We start from the raw sequence: 13645 nt of genomic DNA, 5'->3' as shown, positions 1-13645 counted from the left end.
ACCAGATGTGTGACCGATACCACCGATTTCAACCATAGTTACCGCTTGAGCAACAGCATCTTCGAAGTCGTCTGCACGGAATAGACCTAGAGTTGGAGATAGTTTCTCGTGAGCGAATTCGTCATCGTAAGAAACTTTACCAAGACCTTCACCTACAAGTACTTTTGTATCAGCAGGCACTTTAACACCAGCCATTTCAGCGATTGCTGGAGCAGGCTGACCTACGATTTTAGCGTTTAGGTTGCCGTCGATAAGCAGTACTTTACGTACTTTATCAGCGTCAGCTTTAGATAAAACGTGAGCTTTGTGAGAAGCGAAACGCTCTTTAACTTCGTCATATACTTCGCCAACAACGATTGCAGCTTGCTCAGAAGCACATACAACGCCGTTATCGAATGTTTTAGACATAAGGATAGAAGCTACAGCACGTTTGATGTCAGCTGTTTCATCGATAACTACTGGAACGTTACCAGCACCAACACCGATAGCAGGCTTACCAGAAGAGTATGCTGCTTTAACCATGCCTGGACCACCAGTAGCAAGGATAAGTGCGATACCGTCGTGCTTCATAAGCGCGTTAGAAAGCTCTACAGATGGTTGGTCGATCCAACCGATGATGTCTTTTGGAGCACCTGCTGCAACAGCTGCGTCTAGAACTAGTTTCGCTGCGTCGTTAGTTGAGTTCTTTGCACGTGGGTGTGGCGAGAAGATGATGCCGTTACGTGTTTTAAGAGAGATTAGAGATTTGAAGATTGCTGTAGAAGTTGGGTTCGTTGTTGGAACGATACCACAAATGATACCTACAGGCTCAGCGATAGTCATTGTGCCTAGGTTGTCATCTTCTTCTAAGATGCCACATGTTTTTTCGTCTTTGTATTTGTTGTAGATAAATTCAGATGCAAAGTGGTTTTTGATAACCTTATCTTCAACAATACCCATTCCAGATTCAGCAACTGCTTGTTGTGCTAGTGGAATACGAGCGTGGTTAGCAGCAAGAGAAGCTGCACGGAAGATTGCGTCTACTTTCTCTTGAGAGAATGTTGCAAACTCTTCTTGTGCTGCTTTAACGCGAGCTACTAGAGCATCAAGTTCCGCTAAGTTAGTTACAGGCATGGTGGATCTCCTAAAATAATAAATATTAAAAACTTTTTATTAATTTCGCTGCTTGCTTTTAACCTCAAACAACAACGTTCTTAGTAAATTGCTTTCAGGACTGAGTATATTATTTCACTGTATGAAAAAAATTGACCCAGATCAGTTACCCAAAAAGAATTAACCAAAAAGTAGTAAGGCAATCGCAAAAATGAACCTAAGAGGCTGATTTAAATAGATTAAAATCACATTTTACATCAGCACAAAAAACAAGCAAACAGACAGCTTTTTTCTACATTGCGTCATAAACTGTAAAAAAGTTTCATTTTTAGTCCGTTAAATTACATGTATACAGCTATATTCGTGCTACTGAGAGTATATCCATACCGTTGCACGGGCTAGATTCTGACATAATTTTTATTAAATTCGTGCGACAGTTAACAGTTACTCAATAAAAAATTACAAAATGAAACAACAGCAGCGAGCTTGCAACAAGGAAGATACAAAAGTGAGATTCAATTAGTTTTTCTACAAAAAAACACCCATTTCAAGTTAGTTTTTTTCATTCGTGTAAATTGAGTTTGTCCCTTACATTACGCGCCTAGACTATTCACAGATCAAACCTTCAACCTTAAGTACGCTAACTGGAGATCGCTCTCATGCAAGGCTTAGAACTCGCAATTTTTATGCAATTCTTCCTTGGGCTTGTTGCTGCCGTAAACCCAATCGGCATCATGCCTGTTTTTGTTTCTCTTACTGCTCATATGCCGCCAGAAGAGAGGAACAGGACAGCCTTACAAGCAAACATTGCTGTTGCCGTGATCCTCATTGTCTCTCTTGTTGCGGGGCAAATGCTGCTTGATATGTTTAGTATCTCGCTGGACTCATTTCGTGTTGCAGGTGGTTTACTATTACTGAGCATCGCATTTTCGATGATGAGCGGTAAGCTCGGTGAAGATAAGCAGAACAAACAAGAAAAATCTGAATACATCAGCAAAGAGCAAATCGGTGTTGTTCCACTTGCTATGCCGCTAATGGCTGGTCCGGGTGCAATCAGCTCGACCATTGTTTACGGGTCTCGCTACCCTGCTGCTATTGATACGTTAGGAATCGGCATTAGCATCATCGCATTCGCAACATGCTCTTGGCTTTTGTTCCGTTCAGCGCCAGTTATCGTTCGTTTCCTAGGTCAAACGGGTATCAACGTGATCACTCGTATCATGGGTTTGATTCTTGGCGCATTGGGCATCGAGTTCATCGCCAATGGCTTACGTAATTTGTTCCCAGGTTTGGCATAACGTTTAACGGCATTTCGGTTGCTCTATAAAGGGCAACAATATTGAAATATAGATGAGGCGAGTAAAGCAATTGGGCTTTCACTCGCCTCGTTATTATGAAGCTAGTATAATGACTGTTAATGCATTTAACAGAAGATGAATCTCTCCTTATGTCACGCAAGCCACTCAAGCATCATTTGTACGTCATTATCTTTGGTACTCACACGCCTGCCGGACGTGCATTTGATATCTCTCTGATCGTTGCAATCTTGGCTTCGCTGTTAGTTCTGATTTTAGAGTCCATCCCTAATGTAATGAGCGAATGGTCACAACAGCTGCGTTATATCGAATACACCTTTACTGCACTCTTCACTCTTGAGTATTTGTTAAGGCTTTATTGCTCTCCAAAACCAAAATCCTACGCCACCAGCTTTTACGGTGTCGTTGACCTATTAGCGATTCTTCCAACCTACTTAGCGATCATCTTCCCTGGTGCTTCGTTTATGGGTGTGGTGAGGCTGCTTCGTGTGATGCGTATCTTCCGAATCCTAAAACTGGTTCGCTACCTGCAAGATTCCAATATTCTGTTGCGCTCACTGTTAATGGCAAGACGAAAGATACTGATCTTCTTCAGCACCGTTGGGATCTTAGTCGTTATCTTTGGTGCTCTGATCTTTGTTATTGAAGGCCCAGAAAATGGCTTCACTAGTATTCCTCACAGCATCTATTGGGCAATCGTAACTATCACGACAGTGGGGTATGGTGACATGGTGCCGCAGACCGCGCTTGGCAAAGCCATAGCATCACTGACCATGCTATTGGGTTACTCAATTTTGGCGGTGCCGACAGGGATTATTACTGCAGAACTCAGTAATGAAATGAACTCACACAAAGAGTTGGTTAAGTGTCCTAACTGCAACCGAGCGGGTCATGATTCTGACGCCATGTATTGCAAACACTGTGCAAGCGAATTGGCAGATCCAGACAAGCGTGTCGTTACCGACGAGACAGAATAAAACCAAAAAAGAGCTCCTAAGAGCTCTTTTTGTTTTCTTAACTATCTAACTAACAGCCATCGGTGAAAACTTCCACTTGGTAGTCATCATTTGCTTCCATCGCAGCCGTGTATTTCACATAGCATTGAGTATTCTCGATAGCGGTATTGAAGTCATTAGGAAGAACGTCCGACAAATATTCCGATCGGGTAATCAGCCACAAATCAGAGTCGCCAACGGACCCATTATTATGTGCAGCCCAAGTCCACTCTTTCGTTAAATCATGGTACCCAGAATCAATCGCCAAAAAGTTTTCCATTCCCCCTTTTTCAACAGCAGGGTAGCCAAACTGTACGCTTCCGTAGTTTGGTACGAGGTAACGTTCTTGGTCTTCCATTCCTGCCACAGCGGCTTTTTCGAATGCTAAATCCGCTGCGGTATGGACTGATGCCCCTAACCCTTCCATAACCGAAGCCCTAGCATCATGTTGTATGTTTAAAAACCTAGGTGCTGCAACAACCGCTAAAACACCAATAATGACGATAACAACAATCAACTCGATAAGAGTAAAACCTTTAAGGTTTGCTTTCATTTTCTAGCTCCAACTTTAAGACACACGAAAGGTAAGGTTTTAAAGTCAGGCTTATGTCATCAGAAACAAAAAAAGCGCCCTAAGGCGCTTCTTCGTTAATTATTCTCAAAAATGAGGCAGTTACGCTTTCTCAGCAAGGATAATACGCAGAGTACGGCGTAGTGGTTCTGCAGCACCCCAAAGTAGTTGGTCACCAACAGTGAATGCGTTTAGGAAGTCGTTACCCATCGACATCTTACGCAGACGACCGACTGGTACAGACATAGTGCCTGTTACTTTCGCTGGTGTTAGCTCCTGTGCTGTGATGTCGCGGTCATTAGGAATCACTTTAACCCAATCATTGTGTGTCGCGATGATCTCTTCGATCTCGTCCATTGGCACGTCTTGCTTAAGCTTGATCGTTAGTGCTTGAGCGTGACAGCGCATTGCACCGATACGTACACACGTACCATCGATAGGAATCGGTTGACCGTCTAGGCCTAGGATTTTGTTCGCTTCAACACCCGCTTTCCACTCTTCTTTACTCTGACCGTTTTCACGCTTCACATCGATCCAGGGAATCAGTGAGCCCGCAAGCGGAGCACCAAATTGGTCTGTTGGGAATGAAGATGAACGAATCGTATCAGCCACTTTCTTATCGATATCAAGAATTGAACTAGAAGGATTCGCTAACTCAGAACTTACGCTGTCGTTAATCACACCCATTTGTGAGATCAACTCACGCATGTTCTTAGCACCCGCACCAGAAGCAGCCTGGTAAGTCATGGCACTCATCCACTCAACCATGCCTTTCTCGTATAGACCACCTAGAGCCATAAGCATTAAGCTCACAGTACAGTTACCGCCAACGAAAGTGTTGGTGCCGCTGTGAATGCCTTGCTGGATTTGAGCCAAGTTAACAGGATCAAGAGTGATGATTGAATCAGCGTCCATACGCAGAGTAGAAGCTGCATCAATCCAGTAACCTTTCCAGCCGGCTTGACGCAGTGCTGGGTATACTTTTGATGTGTAATCGCCGCCTTGACAGGTAATCACAGCATCAAGCTGTTTTAGGCTATCAATATCAAAAGCGTCTTGAAGTAGACCCGCATCTTTACCACCTAAAACAGGGGCAGGAATACCAATCTGAGATGTGCTGTAATAAACAGGCTCAATCAAGTCGAAGTCTTTCTCTTCAACCATACGTTGCATCAGTACAGAACCAACCATACCGCGCCAACCAACTAGACCTACTCTCATCGCTCACTCTCCATGTATAAATTAAAAATTGCTCTCCCCCATCTATAAGTTTTTCAGAAACAGAACTCAAGTGCTTTTTGTCAAAAAGTGTAACTTTTTCGTTTCTTTTAAGTGAACGTAATGAATCGTGCAGTTATCTCTGTATCGACATTCCATCTCCACCTCATTGATTAAGCGCCCATTATCGTCAAATTCAGACATTTACGTCGCCAAAACCGCTTGTATCAACGCTCATCAAAAACAGTAAATCCCTCTTCCAAACCAAGATTAATCAGAATTTTATTTTACAAAACGAAAACAACGTGCGACAGGTTTCAACATGTAACAATCATGAATTTAACAAAATTTTAGATTATGAAACCACAATTGATTGGGTTAGCAGTCAAATATCACAACTTGGACGTATTTTTTCGATATAATAAACCAATTACTGTAGTGTCCGTTTTGCACCACACACTATAACGAAGCACTATAAATGCTCGAAATCACAAGAGGCTTTTATGAAGCAGAGTAAAACTCGCCTACCGAACCTATTGCAGGTATTCATCGCGTTAGGACTATTTCTATCCCTTGCTTTTTCCTTTACAGCAAAGCTTGACCTTCCAATTCAACTTGCCTTGTATATTGGCTGGTTCATTATCATGGTTCTTGGTATTCGTCTTGGACACCAATACAAAGACTTAGAAAAAGCAGCACTCAAAGGAATATCCAATGGCTTAGGCGCGGTTTTAATACTTTTAGCCGTTGGCGCTCTTGTTGGTACTTGGATCTCTGGCGGGATCGTACCTACTATCATTTACTATGGTCTGAAAGCTATCCACCCTTCTATTTTCCTTTTAGCGACCATGATCATCTGTTCTCTAACCGCGTTGGCAACTGGTACTTCTTGGGGCGCTGCGGGTACAGCAGGTATCGCGATGATGGGTATCGGCCAAGGTCTAGGTGTTCCAGCGCCGATTACTGCAGGTGCAGTGCTGTCAGGCTGTTACTTCGGTGACAAGATGTCTCCGCTTTCTGATTCAGTGATTCTGGCTTCTTCAATGTCTGGTGTTGAAGTGGTTGAACACATCAAGGGCATGTTGCCAGTTGCGTTAATCAGCTACGTGATTACAGGCATCATGTTTACTGCGTTTGGTTTCCACTACGCGGGCAACGTTGACATGAGCCAAGTTGACTCTGTCATCAAAGCAATGGAAGTTCAGTTCTACATCACGCCTTACTCATTCGTTCCAGTACTTATCGTGCTTGGTTTGTTGGCTTTCCGTATGCCTTCATTCCCGGTAATCAGCTTTGGTTCTCTTCTGGGTATTATCTGGGCAGTCATGATCCAAGATATCGACTTCCTAACGGCATTCAACACTGCTTGGGCACCGTTCTCAATCTCATCTGGCGTAGAGTTTATTGATTCGATTCTTAACCGTGGCGGCATGTCTTCAATGCTGGGGTCGGTTGCGGTTATCGTATTTGGTCTAGGTTTCGGTGGCTTACTGGATAAAGTGGGTGTACTAGAGACAATCGCTAAAGTGTTTGAGCGCCGCGTAAACAGCGCAGGCTCACTAGCGACTAGCACCATTGGTACGGCTTTCATGGGTAACGTCTTCGGTTCTGCAATGTACGTATCGTTAATCCTTACGCCAAAAATCTGTGCGAAAAACTACGACCGTTTAGGCTACAAACGTAAGAACCTATCGCGTAATGCTGAGTTTGGTGGCACGTTAACGTCGGGTATGGTTCCGTGGAGTGATAACGGCATCTACATGGCGAGTATTCTTGGTGTTGCAACGCTGTCTTACGCACCCTTCATGTGGTTAAGCTTCATCTGTATCATCGTGACTATCGTAACGTCTTACATGGGTTGGTTCGTTGATAAGTGTGAACCAACAGCACCAGCGTTTGAAGCTGAAGAAGCGACCGAGTTAAGCAAGCAACAAGCTTAAGTTCATGAGCTAACGCTTTCGAACGTAACTCACAACGTTAATGGATAAATGCAAAAAGAGCGCCCTAGAGCGCTCTTTTTTTGATCTGCTGATTTACTTATTTATTGGCGGTTCGTTTACCCAACCAGTAACCGATACCTAACGGTGCAAAGAACACTACTAAGATAAACAGGATGAAGTAGATAATTACACCTTTGATTAGCTCCATCAGCTTATCAATCGCAAGCACAACCACTTCTTGAGATACTCGGTCTAAATCTTGAGTGAACAGCTCTCTTTCTGATGTGACGATACCAGCAATCTCGATACGCTCTTTCGCAATCATCTCTACTAATGCTTCTCTCTCTCGTGTAACCATTTTTTCTAACGCCACACGTTCATCACTCAGCATCGCCAGTTTTTGGTCTGTTTTGTCACTAAGATCATTGAGCAATGGCTGCATTTCTGTCGACATAATAGAAGCCAGTGTTTGCATGTATTCCGGATTGTTCTCAATGAAGTCTTGCATGCTTGCTGATGTTTGACGAAGGCTTTCTAGAGTCATCGACAAATCTTCACCCGTCAGTGAGCTGTTCATCGCCACCAATTCGGCTTTCCAAGACATCAGTTTTGGCGTTTGGTCCGCCATTAGGCTTAAGCGGTCTGATGCATCGCTCATGGCTTCTGGCATGGTACCTAGGCTCTGAACGATCTGTGATTCATCTTTACCAAGGTAAGCTAGCCATTCTCGATAGGCAGGCGTAGTTCTGAAGGTAAGATCGTTAAATGAGTTGCTCGCTACAAACTCGGCAACGAATGCTTTGCTCTTCTTAAAGTCACTAGAGCTCAGAACGCCCTTTGCTAGCTTCTCTGCTTCTTGGTCCAAAAAACGAGCAGTATCTACCGCATCATTTGTCTCGAACAGGTCAGCCCCTTCACCTTGAGCATAGAATTGATTCATTTGCGCAGTAAATACCCAAGTATCAATGAGTGCAGACATAGGAGATGTTTGGTAAGCCGCTTGTTGTAAGCCCTGCTCTGCATGGATCTTCCAAAGCAAAACATAAGATTGATGTAAGGTGTCATCAGCAGGGTAAGATTGTGCGATTAAATCAGCTGAGTCTTCGACTTTTGTAAAAAACATCTTGGCGTATTCACGCGTCATAAGCCGAGCATTCAGCTCTTGTTGAGTAAGAGGCGTCGTTTGACTATCTAACTTAACTTCTAAGAGAGAACAACCACTTAGCACAATGCTAAGCACCAACACCATCCAACTTCGAATCGAAACTCGCAACATATAAACCTCTGACAAAGACTAAGGGCGCGGATTGTATGAGTACTCCGTCAGAGTATTGTCAAAATCCCTGCAAAAGTTAACCCTGACTATCTAAATATTCATAAGCAGAATCCACAGAGGCTTTTATTGCCTGCTCTAGTTCTTCTAGGTCGTGTTCGCTGATGGCTCTGGACTGCTTCATTGTCATTTCAATACTCGCGGCAATAATCGCTAATCGAGACGCTTTAATGCTACCAGCTACGCCTTTTAAACTATGTACAATGCGAGCTGCGGAGGTTTCATCTTTGATCAGCAAAGACTTAAACTTTTCGTAGTCACCTGCGTGATCTTGTACAAAGACGCCAAGCAACAATTCGACAGACTCAGCATCACCATCGAGCGTCTCCAACATGTCTTCAATATCAATCGCAGGCTTAGAGTCCGTCACACTGGCAATGTGTTTCTCCGACATTGGCTCGTCTATCGTATCAGGTTGACTTGCAGGGCTCATATTTTGTTGAGGTTGATATTCTGGTTGCTGATTCAATACGGTTTCAGGTACCTCAGGCTCGTTCTCAAACTGGTTAGTTGCCGAGGGAGTCGAATCAACGCTACTTTCAGAAAACAATTCATCTTCCTTATCGAAAAGATTAACAACCTTTTCTTTGATCGGTTCAGGGGCTATACCCTTTTCTTCTTTGGGCTGCAGAGCCGTTTTTCTCACACTAACACTCCACACAACCAAAGCGCTCATCGCCACTAAGCTCAAGCCTAACATCACAAGTAAAAGGTTAAACTGACGCTCATGAAACTCAGCTTCAAGTTTAATGATCTGCTCATTCACTGAGTTTTTCTTAATCTTATCGACCAAATAGTTAAGCTGAGCATAATCACTCAACAATGCTGACGCATCAGCCAATAACTGCTGGAGTGCATCTTGCTCTTTGGTTTTTAATGAATAAGATTTTTTTAGAACAGAATCAAAGGCACGATAAGTGGCAGACGAGCTTTGACTGTCAGAATACATCGCTTCAAAGACCACTACGCCGAATTCGTTGAGGAGTGGTTTTAACTTAGGGGAAAGGCCTTTATCCGCACGCAAGATCTTAATGTTATCAACGATGTCTTGAACTTGGCTTTCGATCGGGATGAACTCATCGAACTTTTCTAGGAACTGATCGGCTACGTACAACAGTTGGTTCACATCAGGGCGAAACAAGGCGTGTTGGAAATCAGATTCAATCTGCAGTCGGATCGAATAAACCAACTGAGCATCGAGTGCTAGATCATTGATACGAGAGACTCGAAGTGGTTCTGAGAAATAAAGTGATTGCCTCAACTCGTTGACTCGAATACCGAGCTCTTCGATTTGAGCAAGAGAATTGGTGTAGGAACGGCTTAAATTAAGAAGAGCCAATGAAGGAAGTAGCCACAGAGCCAAGAGCACAACCAAGAAGGTGGCTGGTTTTTTAAAGCGTTTGGGCTTTGCTACTGATTGTTCCATCTATATTCCTTGTGCGTGTTAACTTGAAGCCATGACAGTAGCTAAAAGATTAAGCACAAAATAAGCGACAACATCCTGCTGCCGCTTTTATCCGTTAACTTCGGACTATGACTTATTGCGAGTCAATTGGTCACGTAAGTTCGGTGGTGTGCCTTTAATCGTTAGCGTGTCTGTCTCCGGATCGTAAAAGATACGTTCGCCTAGAAGCAGACTATCAAAACTAACATTCAAACCGCCACCAGCACCAACAAATTTTGTTAGTTTACGCATAGTTGCACGATCGGCTGGGAAGCTGTCTTCTAACTCGTAACCTTGCTCACTAGTATAGTCAAAGAAACTTGTGCCATCTGTGCTTGCTGGTAACTCTCCAGAAAGTTCACGAACTTGTACTTCATCGCCCGCTTTAAGCTGCTCGTTACAGTAATCCGCAACCTGCTTTTTGTAGCTGATCGCTTCTTCTTTTTCTAATTTAGAGTCAGAAACGAAATCTTCTACCGCTTGCATCAGTACTTGGTTTTGTTGTTTCGCATCCAGACCCACTTCAGCTTGTAAGAAATCTAAGAAGAAATCCGCGACTTTACGGCCAACGCGTCCTTTAATGTAAGTTAAGTAACGGTTTGACTCTTTATCAGTCTCATAAGTAGAAAGGTCTAGGCGAGCCGCGATATCCATTTTTGAGATATCAAGGTAGTCAGTCGCACTAATATCGAGCCCTTCAGTTACCTTTAGGCTTTGGTTTGAAGGTAGCAAACCAATGAATAGGTAATCTGTTGCAAGTGACTGATATTCAGCCATTACCAAGATGCCTTCATCAGCAAATGGGTATTTTGAAAGCTCATCTTTTAGACGTTGCGCACTCTTTTGAGAAAAATCGTAAAAGTTTGTCTCACCAGCACGAAGTTGATGCAACCACTGTTGGAATTCGCTGTCAGATTTGAAAGAACCAAACCCTTTGCCTGCTTTTGAGTTAAAAACACGGTGAAGTTCAGCAACCAGACTTTCAGATGAAGCATCGTTTTCTAGAGATTCAGCACGATAGTTAACAATCAGTTCATCCTGATCGTTCTTGCTCAGCTGGTGTAAAATTACGTTGGAAAGGTGAAGGCTCATAGTGAAAATATTACCGTTCAGGTTTCAGTTGTCGTGCATAGTAGGTTATCATAAGCCGCTTTTACTATCATTATTAGAGTCCTTATGCCGATTATATCTAAATACACAGATGATCAAGTTGAAAAAATCCTAGCTGAAGTAGGTGCTGTACTATCTAAGCACAAAGCTTCACCAGAACTTTCACTGATGATCGCTGGAAATATCGCAACCAATGTCTTAAATCAGAATGTTGCTGCTTCACAACGCAAAGGAATTGCTGAAAAATTTGCCGAGGCTTTAATTTCTTCTCTTGAAGATAAAAAGTCTCACTAAATTTGATTGACGGATAAAAGAATTATAAATGGTAGACAGCGCAAACTCATATAGCGATCGTGTATCTCGACTGGTTGGTTGGGGTCACTGGTTTGCATTTTTCAACATCATTGCTGCGATGTTGATTGGTACTCGTTATATCACTCAATCTGCTTGGCCAGAAACCCTGCTGGGTCAATTCTACTTGGCTGCTTCATGGGTTGGTCATTTCGGCTTTTTGGTATTTGCGCTCTATCTATTAGTGCTGTTCCCGCTCACATTTATTCTTCCGTCGAGGAAGTTATTGCGTTTGGTTGCCGTTTGCTTTGCGACCATAGGTTTAACTGTCCTGTTGATTGATACTCAAACGTATCAAAATATAAACCTCCACCTGACGCCTGTCGTGTGGGAGGTTTTATTCAGTGGAGAGGAGTCTGCATTTACGTCTGATTTGCAGCACCTCTTCATTGTTATGCCGCTTATTTTCTTATTGCAGCTTGGCCTATCTGAATGGGTTTGGCGTAAGCAGCGTAAACTGTCTCATAAACACATCGGCCGCCCAATTACCGCCGTCTTTTTCTTGTGTTTCATCAGTAGCCACCTGACTTACATGTGGGCTGATGCGTACTTCTATAACCCAATTACGAGCCAGAAAGCGAACTTCCCACTGTCTTATCCAATGACAGCGAAAAGCTTTATGGAAAAGCATGGTCTATTAGACCGTGAAGAGTATCTAGAGCGTTTGGAAGCGAACAAAGGCAATGTAAACCTTGTTAGCTACCCGCTAGAAGAAATTCAGTACAACCGTCGCAGTGATGATCTGAATATCCTGATGGTGAGTGTGAACAACCTTCGCTCTGACGCACTAAATGCCACAGCGATGCCAAACAGCTATGCATTCGCACAACAGTCGATCAACTTCACCAACCACTACAGTTCTAGTAACGACATGTTTGGTATTTTCGGTTTGTTCTATGGTCTTCCGAGCAGCTACGCGAGCAGCATCGAAGCCCAAGGCTCTAGCGCGGTATTACTCGATGTTTTAGATAATCACAAGTACAAGTTTGCTGCGTTCAGTGGCGACAACTTTAGCGATTCTCTTTACTCGGATATCATCTTCAGAGGCCGTGATGTGATGCCAGAACAGGCAACTTATGATGACCAGAGTGCAATACAAGCTTGGTCTGACTGGATTCAGTCACCGCAAGCGAAGCGCCCTTGGTTTAACTTTATTGAACTGACCACACTGGATAACTTCGCCAGCTACGATTCAAGCTCTGAATCAAACTCAGCGTTAACCACAGCGGAACGGTTTGCTGCAGACTATCAAAAATCAGCTCAAGCCGCCGATGCTCAGCTAGCAACAATCTATGCGGAGCTAGAGCGCTTAGATCTAACCGACAACACGGTTGTAATCATTACCTCTAACCACGGTACTGAGTTTAACGAAACCAAAACGAATAGCTGGGGTGCAAACTCCAACTACAGTCGTTATCAGTTACAAGTACCACTGTTTATCAGCTGGCCTGGTAAGTCTGCTTCTGAGTACACTCACCGTTCTAGTCATCTAGACGTATCTGTAACTCTGATGCAAGAGCTATTGGGTGTATCTTCAAGCCCGACTGATTTCAGTAGTGGTCGCAGCCTGTTTAATGAGCGTAAGAGAAAGTGGATTCTCGCGGGTGACTCTCGTGAACTTGCTCTGATTACTGACAAGCAAACTACTGTGTTAGATAAATTTGGTAACTACAAACTGTACGACCAGAATTACAAGCGCCTGAAAAACGTAAGCCCTCGCTTACCGGTGTTGATGCAAGGCCTCACCGAGCTACAGCGTTTCTACACAAAAAATGATTAAATGATCACCAAAAATAAAAGGGAAGCCAGTGGCTTCCCTTTTTTATTGCCGTTAATGACTAGAAAACAAGCAACAGAACAAAATTATGAAAATTAGGGGTTTACAAGATCCTCTGCCCCTTATATTATTCACGCCACTGGAGGGATGGCTGAGTGGTCGAAAGCACCGGTCTTGAAAACCGGCAACCGTTAATAGCGGTTCTAGGGTTCAAATCCCTATCCCTCCACCACATTAAAGAAAGCCGCTGAGAAATCAGCGGCTTTTTTGCATTTGGGATTTATCACTTCTCTTTGTACTTCATCACCAAACTTAATCATCCAAAAGAACTGGCCCAATAGCACCACCATCAAACTTCCACTTTCTTTGTCACTCAGTCACAAATCCACACCAGCATTTCAACCATTACACCGTTATGTCGCTAGCCCAAGACGTTCGCACTGCTCGCTTTAGCCCGATTTAGCGAACATCAATAAGAAAACCATCAAAAAAAGCATA

At 43.4% G+C, this 13645-nt stretch carries 10 protein-coding genes, 1 tRNA gene and 2 pseudogenes; 6 read left to right on the top strand and 7 right to left on the bottom strand.

Annotation, left to right across the window (positions count from 1 at the left end):
* The coding region (locus ATB74_RS20440) for an aldehyde dehydrogenase family protein (protein WP_155645161.1) at nt 1-1113 on the bottom strand (1113 nt) is incomplete at its 3' end.
* 638 nt (nt 1114-1751) lie between these two features.
* Between ATB74_RS20440 and ATB74_RS20435 the strand changes: the two genes are divergently transcribed.
* Together ATB74_RS20435 and ATB74_RS20430 are read left to right on the top strand one after the other, a co-directional pair.
* Nucleotides 1752-2390, top strand: a complete 639-nt coding sequence (locus tag ATB74_RS20435) for a YchE family NAAT transporter (RefSeq protein WP_061019565.1) — start codon at nt 1752-1754, stop codon at nt 2388-2390.
* Between the two features lie 149 nt (nt 2391-2539).
* Nucleotides 2540-3385: an ion transporter gene (locus ATB74_RS20430; RefSeq protein WP_060982491.1), complete on the top strand. Its 846-nt coding sequence runs from the start codon at nt 2540-2542 to the stop codon at nt 3383-3385.
* A 49-nt stretch (nt 3386-3434) separates the two neighbouring features.
* On the opposite strand, the gene ATB74_RS20425 is transcribed toward ATB74_RS20430, so the two are convergent.
* Together ATB74_RS20425 and asd are read right to left on the bottom strand one after the other, a co-directional pair.
* Nucleotides 3435-3956, bottom strand: coding sequence for a prepilin-type N-terminal cleavage/methylation domain-containing protein (locus ATB74_RS20425; RefSeq protein WP_061019564.1), 522 nt, complete (start codon nt 3954-3956; stop codon nt 3435-3437).
* A gap of 120 nt (nt 3957-4076) precedes the next feature.
* The gene (gene asd / locus ATB74_RS20420; RefSeq protein ID WP_017629874.1) at nt 4077-5195 is read right to left on the bottom strand and encodes an aspartate-semialdehyde dehydrogenase; all 1119 of its coding nucleotides are present in this window, start codon (nt 5193-5195) and stop codon (nt 4077-4079) included.
* A gap of 500 nt (nt 5196-5695) precedes the next feature.
* Here asd and nhaC point away from each other — a divergent pair, with 500 nt between their 5' ends.
* Nucleotides 5696-7132, top strand: a complete 1437-nt coding sequence (gene nhaC / locus ATB74_RS20415) for a Na+/H+ antiporter NhaC (RefSeq protein WP_017063453.1) — start codon at nt 5696-5698, stop codon at nt 7130-7132.
* 97 nt (nt 7133-7229) lie between these two features.
* On the opposite strand, the gene ATB74_RS20410 is transcribed toward nhaC, so the two are convergent.
* The 4 genes and pseudogenes from ATB74_RS20410 to yejK all read right to left on the bottom strand — a co-directional run bounded on the left by ATB74_RS20410 (nt 7230) and on the right by yejK (nt 11001).
* Entirely contained in the window at nt 7230-8408 is a 1179-nt protein-coding gene (locus ATB74_RS20410; protein ID WP_061019563.1) for a hypothetical protein, read from the bottom strand.
* 76 nt (nt 8409-8484) lie between these two features.
* Nucleotides 8485-8859, bottom strand: a pseudogene (locus ATB74_RS24570) (Hpt domain-containing protein); the annotation flags it as partial.
* A gap of 254 nt (nt 8860-9113) precedes the next feature.
* Nucleotides 9114-9891: pseudogene (locus ATB74_RS24565) on the bottom strand (Hpt domain-containing protein); the annotation flags it as partial.
* Between the two features lie 105 nt (nt 9892-9996).
* A complete protein-coding gene (gene yejK / locus ATB74_RS20400) occupies nt 9997-11001 on the bottom strand; it encodes a nucleoid-associated protein YejK (RefSeq protein WP_017061190.1) in 1005 nt (334 codons plus the stop codon).
* Between the two features lie 84 nt (nt 11002-11085).
* On the opposite strand from yejK, the gene ATB74_RS20395 reads away from it, so the two are divergent.
* The 3 genes from ATB74_RS20395 (at nt 11086) to ATB74_RS20385 (ending at nt 13379) form a co-directional block, all read left to right on the top strand.
* Nucleotides 11086-11313 carry a YejL family protein gene (locus ATB74_RS20395; protein WP_017068253.1) on the top strand — a complete coding sequence of 76 codons (228 nt, stop codon included), beginning with the start codon at nt 11086-11088 and terminating at the stop codon, nt 11311-11313.
* 28 nt (nt 11314-11341) lie between these two features.
* Complete coding sequence (locus ATB74_RS20390; protein WP_061019561.1) at nt 11342-13150, top strand: DUF3413 domain-containing protein; 1809 nt, start codon at nt 11342-11344, stop codon at nt 13148-13150.
* A 138-nt stretch (nt 13151-13288) separates the two neighbouring features.
* Nucleotides 13289-13379 (top strand) — tRNA-Ser (locus ATB74_RS20385).
* The last annotated feature ends 266 nt before the right edge of the window (nt 13380-13645 follow it).

It is taken from the genome of Vibrio splendidus (assembly GCF_001557875.1).
In the GTDB taxonomy this organism is placed as follows: domain Bacteria; phylum Pseudomonadota; class Gammaproteobacteria; order Enterobacterales; family Vibrionaceae; genus Vibrio; species Vibrio splendidus_F.
This window is presented reverse-complemented; position numbering and strand designations above follow the sequence as displayed.

Coding starts and splice junctions, on each gene's coding strand:
- ATB74_RS20435 (WP_061019565.1), top strand. CDS start 1,752: ATGCAAGGCTTAGAACTCGCAATTTTTATGCAATTCTTCCTTGGGCTT.
- yejK (WP_017061190.1), bottom strand. CDS start 11,001: ATGAGCCTTCACCTTTCCAACGTAATTTTACACCAGCTGAGCAAGAAC.
- ATB74_RS20390 (WP_061019561.1), top strand. CDS start 11,342: ATGGTAGACAGCGCAAACTCATATAGCGATCGTGTATCTCGACTGGTT.
- ATB74_RS20430 (WP_060982491.1), top strand. CDS start 2,540: ATGTCACGCAAGCCACTCAAGCATCATTTGTACGTCATTATCTTTGGT.
- ATB74_RS20410 (WP_061019563.1), bottom strand. CDS start 8,408: ATGTTGCGAGTTTCGATTCGAAGTTGGATGGTGTTGGTGCTTAGCATT.
- ATB74_RS20395 (WP_017068253.1), top strand. CDS start 11,086: ATGCCGATTATATCTAAATACACAGATGATCAAGTTGAAAAAATCCTA.
- asd (WP_017629874.1), bottom strand. CDS start 5,195: ATGAGAGTAGGTCTAGTTGGTTGGCGCGGTATGGTTGGTTCTGTACTG.
- nhaC (WP_017063453.1), top strand. CDS start 5,696: ATGAAGCAGAGTAAAACTCGCCTACCGAACCTATTGCAGGTATTCATC.
- ATB74_RS20425 (WP_061019564.1), bottom strand. CDS start 3,956: ATGAAAGCAAACCTTAAAGGTTTTACTCTTATCGAGTTGATTGTTGTT.